Annotated in this window: 12 protein-coding genes, 1 other RNA gene and 1 riboswitch; of the genes, 2 read left to right on the forward strand and 11 right to left on the reverse strand. The window is 41.4% G+C overall.

Annotated elements, in window-relative coordinates; translation table 11 throughout:
- Positions 1-5 precede the first annotated feature (5 nt).
- Positions 6-1,661, reverse strand: coding sequence for a transcription termination factor Rho (gene rho, locus Q5O24_10670; protein WKY46820.1), 1,656 nt, complete (start codon positions 1,659-1,661; stop codon positions 6-8).
- A 217-nt stretch (positions 1,662-1,878) separates the two neighbouring features.
- Positions 1,879-1,976, forward strand: a riboswitch (NiCo riboswitch).
- A 53-nt stretch (positions 1,977-2,029) separates the two neighbouring features.
- Between rho and Q5O24_10675 the strand changes: the two genes are divergently transcribed.
- Positions 2,030-4,543 carry a cation-translocating P-type ATPase gene (locus tag Q5O24_10675; GenBank protein ID WKY46821.1) on the forward strand — a complete coding sequence of 838 codons (2,514 nt, stop codon included), beginning with the start codon at positions 2,030-2,032 and terminating at the stop codon, positions 4,541-4,543.
- A gap of 250 nt (positions 4,544-4,793) precedes the next feature.
- Here Q5O24_10675 and Q5O24_10680 read toward each other — a convergent pair whose 3' ends face one another.
- Positions 4,794-6,245 (reverse strand): transposase, encoded by a 1,452-nt coding sequence (locus Q5O24_10680; GenBank protein WKY49248.1) that lies wholly within the window; start codon positions 6,243-6,245, stop codon positions 4,794-4,796.
- Positions 6,246-6,452: 207 nt separating this feature from the next.
- Between Q5O24_10680 and Q5O24_10685 the strand changes: the two genes are divergently transcribed.
- Positions 6,453-6,656, forward strand: coding sequence for a hypothetical protein (locus tag Q5O24_10685; GenBank protein WKY46822.1), 204 nt, complete (start codon positions 6,453-6,455; stop codon positions 6,654-6,656).
- Positions 6,657-6,797: 141 nt separating this feature from the next.
- Here Q5O24_10685 and scfB read toward each other — a convergent pair whose 3' ends face one another.
- The 9 genes from scfB to radA all read right to left on the reverse strand — a co-directional run bounded on the left by scfB (position 6,798) and on the right by radA (position 14,396).
- On the reverse strand, positions 6,798-8,147 hold the full coding sequence (gene scfB, locus Q5O24_10690; protein WKY46823.1) for a thioether cross-link-forming SCIFF peptide maturase: 1,350 nt from the start codon (positions 8,145-8,147) through the stop codon (positions 6,798-6,800).
- A gap of 73 nt (positions 8,148-8,220) precedes the next feature.
- Positions 8,221-8,361, reverse strand: a complete 141-nt coding sequence (gene scfA / locus Q5O24_10695; protein ID WKY46824.1) for a six-cysteine ranthipeptide SCIFF — start codon at positions 8,359-8,361, stop codon at positions 8,221-8,223.
- Between the two features lie 10 nt (positions 8,362-8,371).
- On the reverse strand, positions 8,372-8,749 hold the full coding sequence (gene yajC / locus Q5O24_10700; GenBank protein ID WKY46825.1) for a preprotein translocase subunit YajC: 378 nt from the start codon (positions 8,747-8,749) through the stop codon (positions 8,372-8,374).
- 19 nt (positions 8,750-8,768) lie between these two features.
- Positions 8,769-9,890, reverse strand: a complete 1,122-nt coding sequence (gene tgt, locus Q5O24_10705; GenBank protein WKY46826.1) for a tRNA guanosine(34) transglycosylase Tgt — start codon at positions 9,888-9,890, stop codon at positions 8,769-8,771.
- 7 nt (positions 9,891-9,897) lie between these two features.
- Entirely contained in the window at positions 9,898-10,974 is a 1,077-nt protein-coding gene (gene queA, locus Q5O24_10710; GenBank protein ID WKY46827.1) for a tRNA preQ1(34) S-adenosylmethionine ribosyltransferase-isomerase QueA, read from the reverse strand.
- Positions 10,967-12,025, reverse strand: coding sequence for a Holliday junction branch migration DNA helicase RuvB (ruvB, locus tag Q5O24_10715; GenBank protein ID WKY46828.1), 1,059 nt, complete (start codon positions 12,023-12,025; stop codon positions 10,967-10,969). Before ruvB ends, queA begins: the two co-directional genes overlap by 8 nt.
- Before the next feature lie 3 nt (positions 12,026-12,028).
- Positions 12,029-12,631 carry a Holliday junction branch migration protein RuvA gene (gene ruvA, locus Q5O24_10720; GenBank protein ID WKY46829.1) on the reverse strand — a complete coding sequence of 201 codons (603 nt, stop codon included), beginning with the start codon at positions 12,629-12,631 and terminating at the stop codon, positions 12,029-12,031.
- Positions 12,632-12,790: 159 nt separating this feature from the next.
- Positions 12,791-12,972, reverse strand: a non-coding RNA gene (gene ssrS / locus Q5O24_10725) — 6S RNA.
- Positions 12,973-13,034: 62 nt separating this feature from the next.
- Positions 13,035-14,396 (reverse strand): DNA repair protein RadA, encoded by a 1,362-nt coding sequence (gene radA, locus Q5O24_10730; protein ID WKY46830.1) that lies wholly within the window; start codon positions 14,394-14,396, stop codon positions 13,035-13,037.
- Position 14,397: the final 1 nt, after the last annotated feature.

Here is a 14,397-nt window from a genome sequence, read left to right on the forward strand (position 1 = left end):
AAATTTCAAATGTTTTGTGCATTATATTTTTCAAGAAATTTGTTCAGAAACTCTTCATTATTTTTGGTTCGTTCCAGTATAGTGATGATTTTATCAGTCAAATCATAAACCGTAGACCCTTTATAAAGTCTCCGGATATCAAAACTGACTTTCAATTCGTCTTCAGTAAGAATCAGTTCTTCTCTCCGAGTTCCAGAACGACTTAAATTAATAGCTGGATAAATTCGTCTTTCTGCCAGTTCTCTTTCCAGATGCAGTTCCATGTTTCCGGTTCCTTTAAACTCCTCATAGATTACATCGTCCATTCGACTTCCGGTGTCCAGAAGAGCAGTTGCCAGGATTGTCAGGCTGCCCCCTTCTTCTATTTTACGAGCCGAACCGAAGAATTTTTTGGGGAAATACAAGGATTCGGGATCAATCCCTCCAGAAAGAGTCCGACCTGAAGGCGAAACCACCAGGTTATTTGCTCTGGTCATTCTGGTGATACTGTCGACCAGTATCACCACATCTTTTCCCTGCTCAACCAGGCGTTTACCACGTTCTAATACAATTTCTGCTACCCTGATATGGTTTTCCGGCGGCTGATCAAAAGTTGAATAGACAATATCGGCATCGACCGACCGCGAAATATCCGTGACTTCTTCAGGGCGCTCGTCAACCAATAAGATAATTAACTCGATTTCTTTGTGATTGGTTGTGATCCCATTAGCTATTTCTTTTAAAAGAATAGTTTTTCCAGCTTTTGGCGGTGCTACGATCAAACCACGCTGACCCTTTCCCACCGGCGAAAAAACATCCATCATCCGGGTTGACAGGATATCCTGGTCTGTTTCAAGCGTGATTTTCTGATTGGGAAAGATTGGCGTTAATTGTTCAAACTTCGGTCGCTGGGCAATTTTTTCAGGAATATCACCATTGACGGTTTCTACATAAAGCAAGGCATCATATTTTTCATTCTCGCCCGACATCCTGATTTTCCCGACAATTTTATCACCGGTACGCAGATTAAAACGTCGGATCTGATTGGCCGGCACATAAATATCCTGGTCACCTGAAACATAATGGTTGGTTCTCAAGAAACCATACCCTTCAGAACTGACGTCGAGAATCCCTTCCTGGGAATTCTTAAACCGTTCCATATCTTTTTTATCATCCACATATAAGAGACGATTGATTTTCTTAATAATATCTGCCGTTTTCTGACCGTTAACATTTTCCAGAAAAAGCATCGCTGAATATTTTTCACCGGACTTGGGCGGTCTGACTTTTCCACTCAAAATGTCACCGGTTTCCAGCTTGAATTTCTGAATCTGTGAACCGGAAATATAAACGTGTTCTTCCTGAGACTTCATTTCCGGTGTTTTAATAAATCCGTAGCCTTCAGGAACGATTTCCAAGACCCCTTCCACGACAACTACATTGTCCATATCATCCTTTATTTTATAGTAAGGAGAACGTCCAATTTCAGTTTTCTTTGTTTGTCGTTTAACTTCAGAAACCTTTTTGGTTTCTTCTTTTTTGATCGATTGCTGTTTCTTCTTTTCCTGAATCAGACTTAATAATTCGTTTTTCTTTAAACGGCTGATTTTTTCGATGCCCAGCGCTTCTGCTTCTTTACGCAACTCGACCAGGGTCAGTTCTTCCAATGGTTTTATATCCAATTGAGGCCTCCGAGAATAGATTTTGAGAAAATGATCCACTTGAATCGTGTAGAATTATAAATTGTAGATGCCTAAATGTACCATAAACTCCTATAAATGTCAAAATCGAATTGACAAACCTGAAAAGACTCCAATTTTCAGTTCTATTTTAAATATTGACAGATTTAAGTGGCCTGTGCTATATTCAAAATATAAATAGATTTATATCCAGCTATTAATAATTAAACTGAACAGGCGATGAATCCTTACGGATCATGGAGCCGGGCTTTCAGATGAAAGCAGCAATGTGCGACTTGGCACATTTGTGGGACAGGATTATGTTCTACAGATGTGCTTTTATTTTTCAGCATGGAAAGTGAGGATTTGTAATGGTTGAGAAAAAAATTCTTTCAGGATTATCAACGGCCGAAGCTAATAAACGTCTGGCTCAATTTGGAAAAAATGAACTGACTCCTCTAAAAAAAGAAAACCTGCCTCAAAAATTGTTACATATTATTTCCGAACCGATGTTTTTACTGCTGATGGTAGCGGCTGTCATATACTTTATATTAGGTGAACCTGGTGACGGCGGGGTGATGCTAATTTTTGTCATCGGTATGATCAGCATAGATGTCATTCAGGAGTTAAAAACTGATAAAACCATTAATGCTTTAAAAGACTTATCCGCTCCGCGTATCACTGTCATTCGCGATGGTCAGGAAATTACCATCGAGAGCCGCAATCTGGTTCCTGGTGATCTGATGCTTCTGTATGAAGGGGTAAAGATACCTGCCGATGGCGTCATTATTCACTGCAGTGATCTTTGTGTTGATGAATCTTTACTGACCGGGGAAGCAGAAGGCGTCTGGAAAACTGATGAAACTTCCAATGATTCCCAGGATTACTGGAAAATAAACTGGTGTTATGCCGGAACTCTTGTCACTCAGGGAATTGCAACTGTTGAAGTATTAAAAACCGGTCCATCAACCGAGTACGGAAAAATAGGAATGCATATCGCTACAACTGAAGAAAAGGAAACCCCGCTTCAAAAGCAGACCAGCCGCCTGGTCAGAATATTCGCATCCATAGCGGGTGTATTGCTTGTTATGGTGGGAGTCTTTACCTTTATCAATATTGCTGATCTGCCATTAACAGAACGGATCATTGAAAGCATTTTATCGGGGATCACGCTGGCAATGGCAATGATTCCTGAAGAATTTCCTGTTATCTTAACCGTCTTTCTATCTCTGGGCGCCTGGAGACTGGCCAAAAAAAATGCCCTAATTCGCAAGCTGCCTTCAGTGGAAACTTTAGGGGCCGTGTCTGTTTTGTGTGTTGATAAAACCGGAACCATAACCATGAACCAAATGACCCTCCAGCAAACCTGGTCACCGGTAAATACTGAGAGCGCCTTACTCCATCATATGGGGATGGCCTGTGAGACTGATGCTTATGATCCCATGGAAAAGGCTATGTTATTGTTTTGCGAGCAATCAGGTATCACCAGAAAGGAACTTTTTAGCGGTCGACTTATTACAGAATACTCATTTACCAATGATCTTAAAATGATGGGCCATGTTTGGGAAAAAGACGAACAAATAATTATCACTGCCAAGGGCTCACCGGAACGAATCATCCAGCTGTGTAATCTCACTGCACTCGACCGTCAGACAATTGATGAAAAAGTATCTATGATGGCTAAAGAAGGTCTGCGTGTTATCGCTGTTGCAACCCAGCTTATAGCAAGTGAGGAAGAGATTCCATCTCAAATCACTGATTGCCAGTTCTTATTCAGTGGCCTGGTCGGTTTGTTAGACCCGCCCCGGGAAGGGATCAGTGAAGATATTGCCCTTTGTAATAAAGCTGGAATTCGAGTGGTCATGATAACCGGTGATAATGGTATAACCGCTGCTTCGATTGCCAAAAAAATCGGGATGGAAAAGTGTGACAGTCACCTTACCGGCGCGATGATTGATGAAATGTCTGATGAAATACTCAAAGAGAAAGTTAAAAACATCAGTATCTTTTCAAGAGTTATTCCTGAACATAAAATGCGGATTGTTGATGCTTTTAAATCAAATGGTGAAATCGTCGCAATGACAGGTGATGGTGTTAATGACGCGCCCGCTCTCAAAAAAGCTGATATTGGTATTGCTATGGGTAAAAGAGGCAGTGAAGTCTCCAGGGAAGCTGCCGATATGATTCTATTGGATGACAATTTTACGACCATCGTTGAAACCGTAAAAGATGGTCGCAGACTTTATGATAATATTAAAAAAGCTATCGGTTATGTTTTAACCATTCATGTCCCCATTGCCTTTGCTTCCCTGTTAGCACCGTTACTCGGTATCAAACCTGCCAGCGTTTTACTGCTGCCGGTTCATATTGTTTTGCTGGAACTGCTGATCGATCCAACCTGTTCGATTGTATTAGAACGACAACCGGCCGAATCAAATGTTATGACACGTCCACCCCGTAAAACTGGTGCCAGCATATTGGACAGGTCACTGTTATTGAAATCTGCTTTCCAGGGCTTGTTTATCTTTGCCGCCTCATTCGGTGCTTATTTTTATACCCTTAGCAATGAGCCACAAAATGTACTTTTAGCCCGTTCAATGGGACTCAGTATTATTATGTTATCTAATCTTTTTCTGGTTCAGGTCAACAGTTCCAGTTATGATTCAATTTTCACTTCAATAAAAAGACTGGCCAGAGATCGTGTTATGTGGGGCGCAAATATCCTAATGATTTTATTTATTCTAACGATCTTCTACACGCCGCTTTCCGCCTTTTTAAAACTGGCGCCATTATCTTATATTCAGCTATTGACCGCGTTAGGACTTTCTGCATTATCCGTATTATGGATTGAACCCGTCAAATATATCCTTAGAAAATTAAGCTAAATTTATGAATTCTTTGTTTTGACATCAAATTGACACAAAACTTCCTTATACTATAGTAAAGATAAGTGGTCGGAATAATCAGGTTCAAATTAGGTAATTGCGAAATGAAAACAAAAATGAAAAAAATGAGAAAGTAGAGCATGAAGAGAGCTGATTAAAAAAGTATGACAAAAAAAGCAGGAAGCGTTGCAAAAAAAAGGCGCAAAAATAAAAGCCTGAGAAAAGCCTGAAAAAAACTTTATTTTAGCAGTTAGGCAATCAGTTTTTTAAGACTGCGGATGTATTGAAGCTGATGAATGTTGTCAGCAAGAATGACAGTAATCAGCTGGGTAATGCCAGCCAGGAGCAGATCCGCGCGAAGCGTCCGAGCATTTCTTGTTTTGCGACCGGCAACACAGAAAGAATCTTTGAAATGATTGAGTGACTGTTCAACAACACCGCGAATTTTATAGATTTGCTGCCACTCGTCAGTACCCCGAAGCGTACCTGGGTAAGCTCTAAGGTTTTTTTCAGGGTAAACATAGAACATCCGGCCACAGGAAGAAGGTGTGCAGGGTTTTTCGCAGAAACACTGACGTTTGGATTTACCGGATTGCTGCCTGACCCATCGGGTTTTGGGACAGGTAAATTTAAAGCGGACGAGACCATTTTTACGCCTGGTTTTACCTTCCGGTTTCATGGGAAGTGAAGGGTTGTCCGGACAACAGGGGATACCATGCTCATTAACCGGGCAATCGGAATAAGAAAGGGAGCCCCGCGAATTGAGGGGAATGAAGGCTTTTTCAAACTTTAAATCAGTCAGCAGCGAGTGATAAATGACTGAGCTGTCAAAAGCGGCATCACCAATAAAAAGTTTGGGAACAATCAGCGGATGCTTTTTAAAAAAGTCGGAAAGAACAGGAATAAGTGCTTTGGTATCATGGAGCGACTTGTCCTCGTCGGGAGAATCAGACTTTTTCTCAACAGCAATATCAGGATGATCAACCAGAAAGTTGGCATCATAAAAAGAGATATCCCGGACAATGCCAAGGCCGTTGGTGATCATGCCGAATTTATAGACATAACAGAAATGACCGTTGATATAAAGCTGTTTAATAGAAGAATTGGCTTTAGCGTGGGTGGGCATGGCGCCATAGGCGGCCTTGTAGGGATCATAGGAATCATTCAGCTGATGGGTTTTCTTGAAAGCTTTGAGCTGTTTGATGATTTTATTGGCAAATTTGGGATTATTTTCAGTAACATAGGCTTCAATTCCCGAAGTATCAAAGATGGTCATCATGGCCTTATGAGCATCGATCTTTTGGCAGATTGGTTCAGTTACATCAACAAGTTGATGAAAAAACGATTGTAAGTCCGGAAGATAATCTTGCTTGAAGCGAGTCAGCTGGGATGCGTGGGGAACTCTGCTGAAACCGCAGAAATCCCTTAATTCGCTGGAAAACTTGAGAAAAGTGATCAGCAGGGTGTCAGTGGGAATGGAAAAAATTCGCTGCAGAATGAATGCCCAAAGAATGGAACAAAGCTCAAAATCACGGTGTCGCCCATTACAAGCATAGTAATGACTGTAAAAAGAATGTGGAACCAGAGCATGAAGGTCAAGTTTTTCTTCCAGCAGTGAAAGAAAGTGATGTTTGTCCTGTTCAAAAAAATGAGTGCAATCAGCATAAATTTCAGCAAACGAAAGCTGTTTTTGTGGTAAAATATCCATATATAACTCCTTTCAGGATGATGGATTGTTGTGGTTGTAACTCAATTTTATCATAATCTGGTGAGGAGTTATATTTTTTTATGTTAAAAATATCCCGCTATTATGCGGGTTATGGCATTTCGCAAATGCCTATCAGGTTCAAATAATAAGGAGGTTATAATCGTGAAAAAGAAACTGATTCTCATTTTATCACTGGTGCTTATGTTAGCAACCGCAGGAACCGCTATGGCAGTCGGAAGATCAGGAAATGGTGACTGTGACGGAACCGGCTTAGGGATAGGAAACGACGGTGTCGTTCAACACCTTAATGAAGACTGTGATGGTACTTTCATCGATGAAGATGGCGATGGTGTTTGTGATAATATGCCGTTAGAAACAGGACAACACCACGGTGGCAGATGGTAAATTCACTACTCACTAATGACGCGTAATCAAAAAGATGTTCGTTGTATTGCTCTGATTTTTAAAATCTCGCTAACAACCAACATCTTTTTGTGTTTCGTCTATTTAATTTTTTAAGCTGTTTAATTACGACACTCAGGAGCATCAGTTCTGTTCTTCTTTAATAACCTCGATCATAATCGCGTTTTCTACCCGTCTTTTTTCAAGTTCGCAACTTATTTCATGGGGTTTCATAATTGTCCCGTTGAAATTGTAGGCATTGGCATGACAGCCACCACCACAAAAATACTTGGCCCAGCAGCTCTGGCAGCTTTCCTTTTTTAAAAGATTACCGGCATCAAAGTGGTCCTTTATATCGTGATTAATAATCCCAGACTCGACATCCCCTATTTTAAAGCTTTCATCGCCAACAAACTGATGACAGGGGTAAATATCTCCCTGCGGCGTTACGGCTACATAGTCTCTCCCAGCTCCGCAACCTGAAAGTCTTTTGTAGGCACAGGGACCCTGATCAAGTTCAACATTAAAATGGAAAAAATTATAGTCAAGACCTTCTTCTTCCTGATTCAAGTAGTCAAGGGCCAGTTTATCGTACTCTTTTTTTAAAATTTCCAGATCTTCATCACGAATCGCATAATCATGTTTGGGTTCTGCTACAACTGGCTCAACTGAAATACTTTTAAATCCTTGTTCAGCCATGAATCTGACGTCTTCTGAAAAATCAAGATTGTGGTGGGTAAATGTCCCTCTAATATAGTGATCTTTATACCCTCTTAAGTCCGCCATTTTTTTGATATTCTCGATAATCACATCATAAGAGCCCTGATCATTGATAGTTTTTCTCATCTGATCATTGACTTCTTTACGACCATCCAGACTTAATACCACATTATCCATAGTATCATTAAGATATTCTCTGGTCTTCTCATCAAGTAAAACACCATTGGTGGTCATGGTATATTTAAAATTTTTATCATTCGCTTTTGCAACTTCATTTCCATAGATGACCAGTTGCTTGACGACCTCCAGATTCATCAAAGGTTCACCGCCAAAAAAGTCAATCTCCAGATTTTTTCGATTACGGGATTGTCTAACCAGAAAATCGATGGCTTTCTTCCCAACTTCCAAGGGCATCAGGCATTTTTCACCTTCAAAGTCGCCCTGGGCGGCAAAACAGTATTCACATTTCAGGTTACAATCATGGGCAACATGAAGGCAAAGCGCCTTGATTAAATCAGTGTTGCCATACTCAGCAGGATTATAGTCGTGTTTACTAAATAAAACCCCTTCCTTAATCAGGCTTTCTATCTCACGATAAGCTTCTAAAATCTCTTCTTTATCGTATTTAGGGCTTAAGGACTGAGTAATTGCTTCTTTGTCATTTTTTTCATAACGTTCAAGAATCTCATAAGAAAGCTCATCGACTGTCAGTACTGAGCTGGTATCCACGTCTAATACTATATTTAATCCATTTAACTGGTATTGATGTATCATTTTTTCTCCTAGAATTTTGGGATTTTTAAAACGAAAAAAAAGCTATCTCTACGAGACAGCTTTAATGTTTCGCTTATTTTGATTGTTTACACTTTTGATTACCAACAGTACAAGAGGTTTTACAAGCTGACTGACAAGATGTCTGACATTCGCCACAACCCTTATTTTTCACATCAGTTAAACGACCTTTTTTCACAAGTTTAATATGCTTCATTTTTTCACCTCTATTCCTTAGTTTCGTCAATTTCTTCGTATTCTGCATCTACCACTCTTGGTTCTTCCAGTTCTGCGTCATCCTGAGTTTCTGCTGCTTCTTCCTCAAGATCTTCAGTATCTGCTGAATTAACCACTTTAGCGATAGCCGATTTAGTAATTAACGCCTTATGATAATCCGGCAATAATTCAATGGTAACATTTTCGTTTCCAATTGCATAAATAATGCCATAAAAACCGCCGATGGTCAGAATCTCATCTCCTGGTTTCATGTTTGAGCGCATGCTCTCAACTTCTTTTCGCTGTTTATTCTGTGGTCGAATCACAAAGAAATAGAAGAAAACCAGAACAAGCACCAAAGGAAGAATCATTGTTAAATCCAATCCCATATTAACACTCCTTATTTTATTATTCGGTTATTCCGAATTTTTCAAAAAACTCACGTTTGTAAGCTAATAGACGATCATCCATTATCGCTTCACGAATTTTTCTCATCGTTACAAGTGTAAAGTATAAGTTATGATATGTCAATAACCTGGCCCCCAAAATTTCCCCGGTCTTAATCAGATGACGTAAATAAGCACGGTTATAGTTTCGGCAAACGAAACAATCACATTCCGGATCCAAGGGTGAAAAATCCTCTTTATAGGTGGCATTACGAACGACCACTTTCCCCTGGCTGGTAAACGCGGTGCCATTTCTGGCTATTCGTGTCTGGAGTACGCAATCAAACATATCAATTCCACGTACTACCCCTTCAAAGAGTGCATCTAGAGATCCAACTCCCATCAAATATCGGGGTTTATCCTTTGGCAATAAAGGCGTCGTCGCATCAAGTATCCGATACATGACGTCCTTCGCTTCTCCAACGCTTAAGCCGCCAATTGAATAACCGGGAAAATCGATTTCCAGCAGCTCTTTAACACTTTGTGCCCGAAGATCTTCATACATTCCCCCTTGAACAATTCCAAATAATGCCTGAACATCAGGCCGTTTATGAGCTTCTTTACATCTTCTGGCCCAGCGGGTGGTCATTTCCATGGATTTTTTCGTATACTCGTAGTCAGCATCAGCAGGCGCACATTCATCAAAGCACATAATGATGTCAGCACCAATCGAATTTTGCATATCAATTGATTTTTCCGGGGTCATGAAATGGCGGGAACCATCAAGATGGGAAACAAATTCAACTCCTTCTTCGGTGATTTTTCTTAAGTCATTTAAAGAAAAAACCTGAAATCCACCGCTATCAGTTAAGATTGGACGATCCCAGTTCATGAAATTATGCAGTCCGCCGGCCTTATCCATAATATCCTGACCAGGCCTTAAATACAGATGATAAGTATTTCCTAAAATAATATTTGCATCCATTTCCACCAGATCTTCGGAAGTCATTGATTTAACCGTCGCCTGGGTTCCTACTGGCATAAAAATCGGAGTATTGATAACACCATGCGGGGTATGGATTTTTCCCACTCTTGCCCCAGTATCTTTACACTCCTTCATCAGTTCATATCGAAACTCACTCATTACTCTCTTAATTACTCCTTTTTGTACAATCAGTCAACAGGACTTTTTCCTTTTTATTACCATAGATAAACATGGCATCGCCAAAACTGAAAAAGCGGTATTTTCTTTCTACCGCCTGCCGATAAGCTTCCATGACTGACTGATGATCATAAAAGGCTGATACCAGCATCAGCAGCGTTGACTCCGGCAGATGAAAATTGGTAATCAGAGCATCCACAACCCGCCACTCATAACCCGGATAAATAAAAATATCAGTCGAACCGGCATAAGCGCATACTTGACCTTCATGGATGTTGGCATTACTCTCCAGCGTTCTCACTGAAGTTGTTCCCACGGCAATCACCCGTCCCCCATTTTTTCTGGTTTCCTGGATTAGATGGGCGGTCTCTTCAGAAACCTCAAAGTATTCTTCATGCATATGATGGGCTTCGATATCATCAGTTTTCACTGGTCTAAAGGTCCCAATCCCCACATGGAGGGTTACTTCAGTCACATTAACACCCTTTTTTTCGATTTCTTCAATCAAGTCAGGTGTAAAATGAAGACCTGCTGTAGGGGCTGCCGCCGAGCCTTCAATTTTAGCATAAACTGTCTGATAGCGGGTTTTATCTTTTAAGGTTTCATGGATATAAGGCGGAATCGGCATCAAACCAATTTTATCTATAATCTCCTCGAATATTCCTTCATAATAGAAATGGATGATTCGCAGTCCACCTTCGGTGGTCCCGACAATTTCACCGGTCAATTCCGGACTAAAACGAATTTTCGACCCGATTTTTGCCCGTTTTCCCGGCTTAACCATAATTTCCCATTCATGACTGGCTAAATGTCTTAAAAGTAAAATTTCTACCTGGCCGCCCGAACCTTCTTTTTTACCAAACAATCTAGCCGGCAAAACTTTGGTATTGTTCATCACCAAAAGATCTCCCGCTTTTAAATAAGACAGCAGATCATAAAAATGCTGGTCCTTTATCTCCCCAGTCTCCCGGTTAATCACCATCAATCGGGAATCATCCCTTTTTTCCAACGGTGACTGGGCGATCTGCTCCTCCGGCAGATCATAATAAAAATCTGATTTATTCATTCACTTCTTCCTTATCATTATTAAACGACATACTTATTTGCTGATTTGCATCCTCTTCCGGTGCCATTAATCCCAGATGACGATAACCATGAGGTGTTATCATCCTGCCACGAGGAGTTTTAACGAGAAATCCCAATTGAATCAGGTAGGGTTCATAAACTTCTTCAATGGTGTTTTTTTCTTCACCAATTGCAGCTGCTAAAGTGTCTAATCCTACCGGTCCACCAGAAAATTTTTCGATAATTGCCAACAGCATAATTCGGTCAATCTGATCAAGCCCGACTGCATCCACTTCAAAGAGATCAAGCGCTTCTCTGGTGGATTGCAGGTCAATCACACCTCGTCCTTCAATTTCACAGTAGTCGCGCACTCTTTTTAGCAGACGATTGGCGATTCTAGGTGTTCCCCGGGACCGGATAGCCAGTTCTTTTGCCCCATCTTCATCGATTTCCACTTCCAGAATTCCTGAAGAACGGCTGATTATTTTTGTCAGTTCCTCGGCATTGTATAGTTCCAGCCGCTGAATCACTCCAAAGCGATCTCTCAGCGGTGAAGTCAGTAAACCCACCCTGGTTGTCGCACCAATTAAGGTGAAAGGCGGGAGCTCCAGACGAATCGATCTGGCACCTGGCCCTTTGCCGATAACAATATCCAGTGCAAAATCTTCCATTGCCGGATACAAAACCTCTTCAACTGAACGCTGAAGTCTGTGAATCTCATCGATAAATAAAATATCGCCTTCTTTTAAAGCGGTTAAAATGGCAGCCAGATCTCCAGCCTTCTCAATTGCCGGTCCGGATGTGGTTTTAATCCCCACGCCCATTTCATTGGCTATAATATTTGCCAGGGTAGTTTTTCCCAAACCCGGCGGCCCATACAAGAGTACATGATCAAGGCTTTCACTTCTTTTTTTCGCCGCCTTGATAAAAATATCCATCTGTTTTTTAACCCGTTCCTGGCCGACATATTCACTTAAACCCTGGGGACGTAGATTTCTTTCAATATCCAGATCCTGTTCAGTAAAATCTGTCGTGATGATGCGATCTTTCATTATCTACCTTCCCTTCAGCGGATTAGCCCCTCTAAGAGCTCCGGCAATCAACTCTTCCAGTGACAGCTCCTCTGAATAAATGCTCTTTACCATCTGTGATGCTTCCTGTTCCAAAAATCCAAGTCCTAATAGTGCTTCGGTAGCTTCCTGGGCAAGGCCACCAGTTTTAATCCCAACTATCACATCTGAAGTATCCAGTTTCACGTCTTTAAAACGATCCTTTAGTTCTAGAATAATCCGGCTTGCCGTTTTTAAACCAATTCCCGGCGCCTTGGCAATCGCTTTGGGATCATTGTTAAGGATATGCATAATCAGCTCACCTCTGGAAAACTGGGATAATAAACCCATGGCTGCCTTAGGGCCAATACCCGAGATCCCAATCATGGTGCGAAACATTTCCCGTTCGTCAGTCGTCATAAATCCGTAAAGGGCGTGTTCATCTTCCTTAATAACCTGATGCAGATACAACTTCACCTCTGCGTTCATTGCCGGTAATTCCTGTAAAGTCGTGTTGGAGGTTTTTAACAGATAACCGATTTTCTGACATTCCACCACGATCGAGTCACTGTATTGCTCTTTTAATGCGCCAATAATATATTCGTACATCACGCCTCCTTAAACACTACTGTCCCTGATAATTTAACTCTGACTATTTTATCAGATCACACAATTTTTTCAACCGTAGCCACTAATATTTTAGTTTTCTTTAGACTCCGTAAAGAAAAAGCTGCCAAAGGAAACAATATTTCCTTTGGCAGCTTTTTCAAGTGTCCCAAGAGATGTCCTTCATTTTTGACGCCCTAGCGCTTGCCAGGTGGGTGTCTTGTCTCTGGTTTCTGCCTTCCACTGATAAAAATGAGGCCCGACATCTGCCAGCGAACAGTCAGACTCCCTATAAAATGATGTAGGTTCAAAAATAAAGTAGGCGACAATCACCTTGGGATATCCATATTATACCTTGTTTTTCTTCAAATTAAAAGAAGAAATTTTCACCTGCAGGAAACAGCTTCTAGTAGATCAGCTCAAGTGCAGACCGAACATTGTCAACCGCTAAAACTTCAATTCCTTTAACGCTTAAACCTTTCTTGTTGCTTTTAGGAATGATACAGCGTTTAAAGCCCAATTTAACACCTTCTACCAGACGCTTTTCCATCTGTGAGATACTTCTGACTTCACCGGTCAAGCCCACCTCTCCAAGAATCATCAGATCTTCAGGTATTTCGAACTCTCTAAGGCTGGAATAAAGCACAGATATCACTGCCAGATCCAGCGCCGGTTCATCAATTCTGATTCCACCGACTACATTGATATAAGCATCAAAGGAAGATAGATCAATTCCTAATCGTTTTTCTAGAATTGCCATTAATAAAACCATCCGGTTATGATCCATTCCTGTTGCCATCCGCCGTGGATTCCCAAAACCGGAGGAAGAAACCAGTCCCTGCAACTCGACCAGCAGCGGCCGACTTCCCTCCATACAGGGAATTACTACTGAGCCGCAGGTGTTTTCCGGTCGGCTGTCGAGCATCATCTCTGAGGGATTAGATACGGTCTGCAAACCTTTTTGTGTCATTTCAAAAATGCCAATCTCATTGGTTGAACCAAAACGATTTTTAACCCCCCGCAAAATCCGGTAAGTATGATATTTTTCGCCCTCAAAATAAAGGACCGTATCAACCATATGTTCTAACACTCTGGGGCCAGCAATGTTGCCTTCCTTGGTAACATGACCTACCAGTACCATAGCAATGTTGTCTTTTTTTGCAACCTGCATCAAGGCACCGGTATTCTCTCTGATCTGGCTCACACTCCCAGGAGCAGAAGTAATTTCAGGACTGTACATAGTCTGAATAGAATCGATGATCACAATTGCCGGGCTGGCTTTTTCAATAGTTTCAAGGATATAGGGAATATTAATTTCCGATAGAAAAAGAATATTTTCTGATTTTACCTGCATCCGCTCGCCACGCATTTTCAGCTGCTGCTCGGATTCCTCGCCGGAGATATACAGAACCTTTTGTCCTTGGGCTCCTAAACTTTCAGTGGCCTGTAAAAGCAAAGTCGATTTACCAATTCCCGGATCTCCCCCCAAAAGGATCATTCCTCCCGGGACGATCCCGCCGCCTAGCACCCGATCCAATTCCTGATTGAGCGTTTTAATTCGATTCTCCCCAGAATAGGAGATCTCATTTAAAGATTTGGGTTTGGAATAAACACCCCGTTCTCGGGTGGTTGGAGCTTTTGTGGCTGCGGAATAATCCGTCTCTTCCACCAGAGAGTTCCACTCACCGCATTCCGGACACTTTCCCATCCATTTTGCCGCATTATAGCCACAGGACTGGCATACAAAAACTGTCTTTTTTTTAGCCATG

Source organism: Eubacteriaceae bacterium ES3, from assembly GCA_030586155.1.
GTDB lineage: Bacteria > Bacillota > Clostridia > Eubacteriales > Eubacteriaceae > Acetobacterium.

Bases quoted from the DNA above. Each gene is read 5' to 3' on its own strand.
- Q5O24_10675 (WKY46821.1), top strand. From the start codon at position 2,030: ATGGTTGAGAAAAAAATTCTTTCAGGATTATCAACGGCCGAAGCTAAT.
- Q5O24_10685 (WKY46822.1), top strand. From the start codon at position 6,453: ATGTTAGCAACCGCAGGAACCGCTATGGCAGTCGGAAGATCAGGAAAT.
- scfB (WKY46823.1), bottom strand. From the start codon at position 8,147: ATGATACATCAATACCAGTTAAATGGATTAAATATAGTATTAGACGTG.
- scfA (WKY46824.1), bottom strand. From the start codon at position 8,361: ATGAAGCATATTAAACTTGTGAAAAAAGGTCGTTTAACTGATGTGAAA.
- yajC (WKY46825.1), bottom strand. From the start codon at position 8,749: ATGGGATTGGATTTAACAATGATTCTTCCTTTGGTGCTTGTTCTGGTT.
- tgt (WKY46826.1), bottom strand. From the start codon at position 9,890: ATGAGTGAGTTTCGATATGAACTGATGAAGGAGTGTAAAGATACTGGG.
- queA (WKY46827.1), bottom strand. From the start codon at position 10,974: ATGAATAAATCAGATTTTTATTATGATCTGCCGGAGGAGCAGATCGCC.
- ruvB (WKY46828.1), bottom strand. From the start codon at position 12,025: ATGAAAGATCGCATCATCACGACAGATTTTACTGAACAGGATCTGGAT.
- ruvA (WKY46829.1), bottom strand. From the start codon at position 12,631: ATGTACGAATATATTATTGGCGCATTAAAAGAGCAATACAGTGACTCG.
- radA (WKY46830.1), bottom strand. From the start codon at position 14,396: ATGGCTAAAAAAAAGACAGTTTTTGTATGCCAGTCCTGTGGCTATAAT.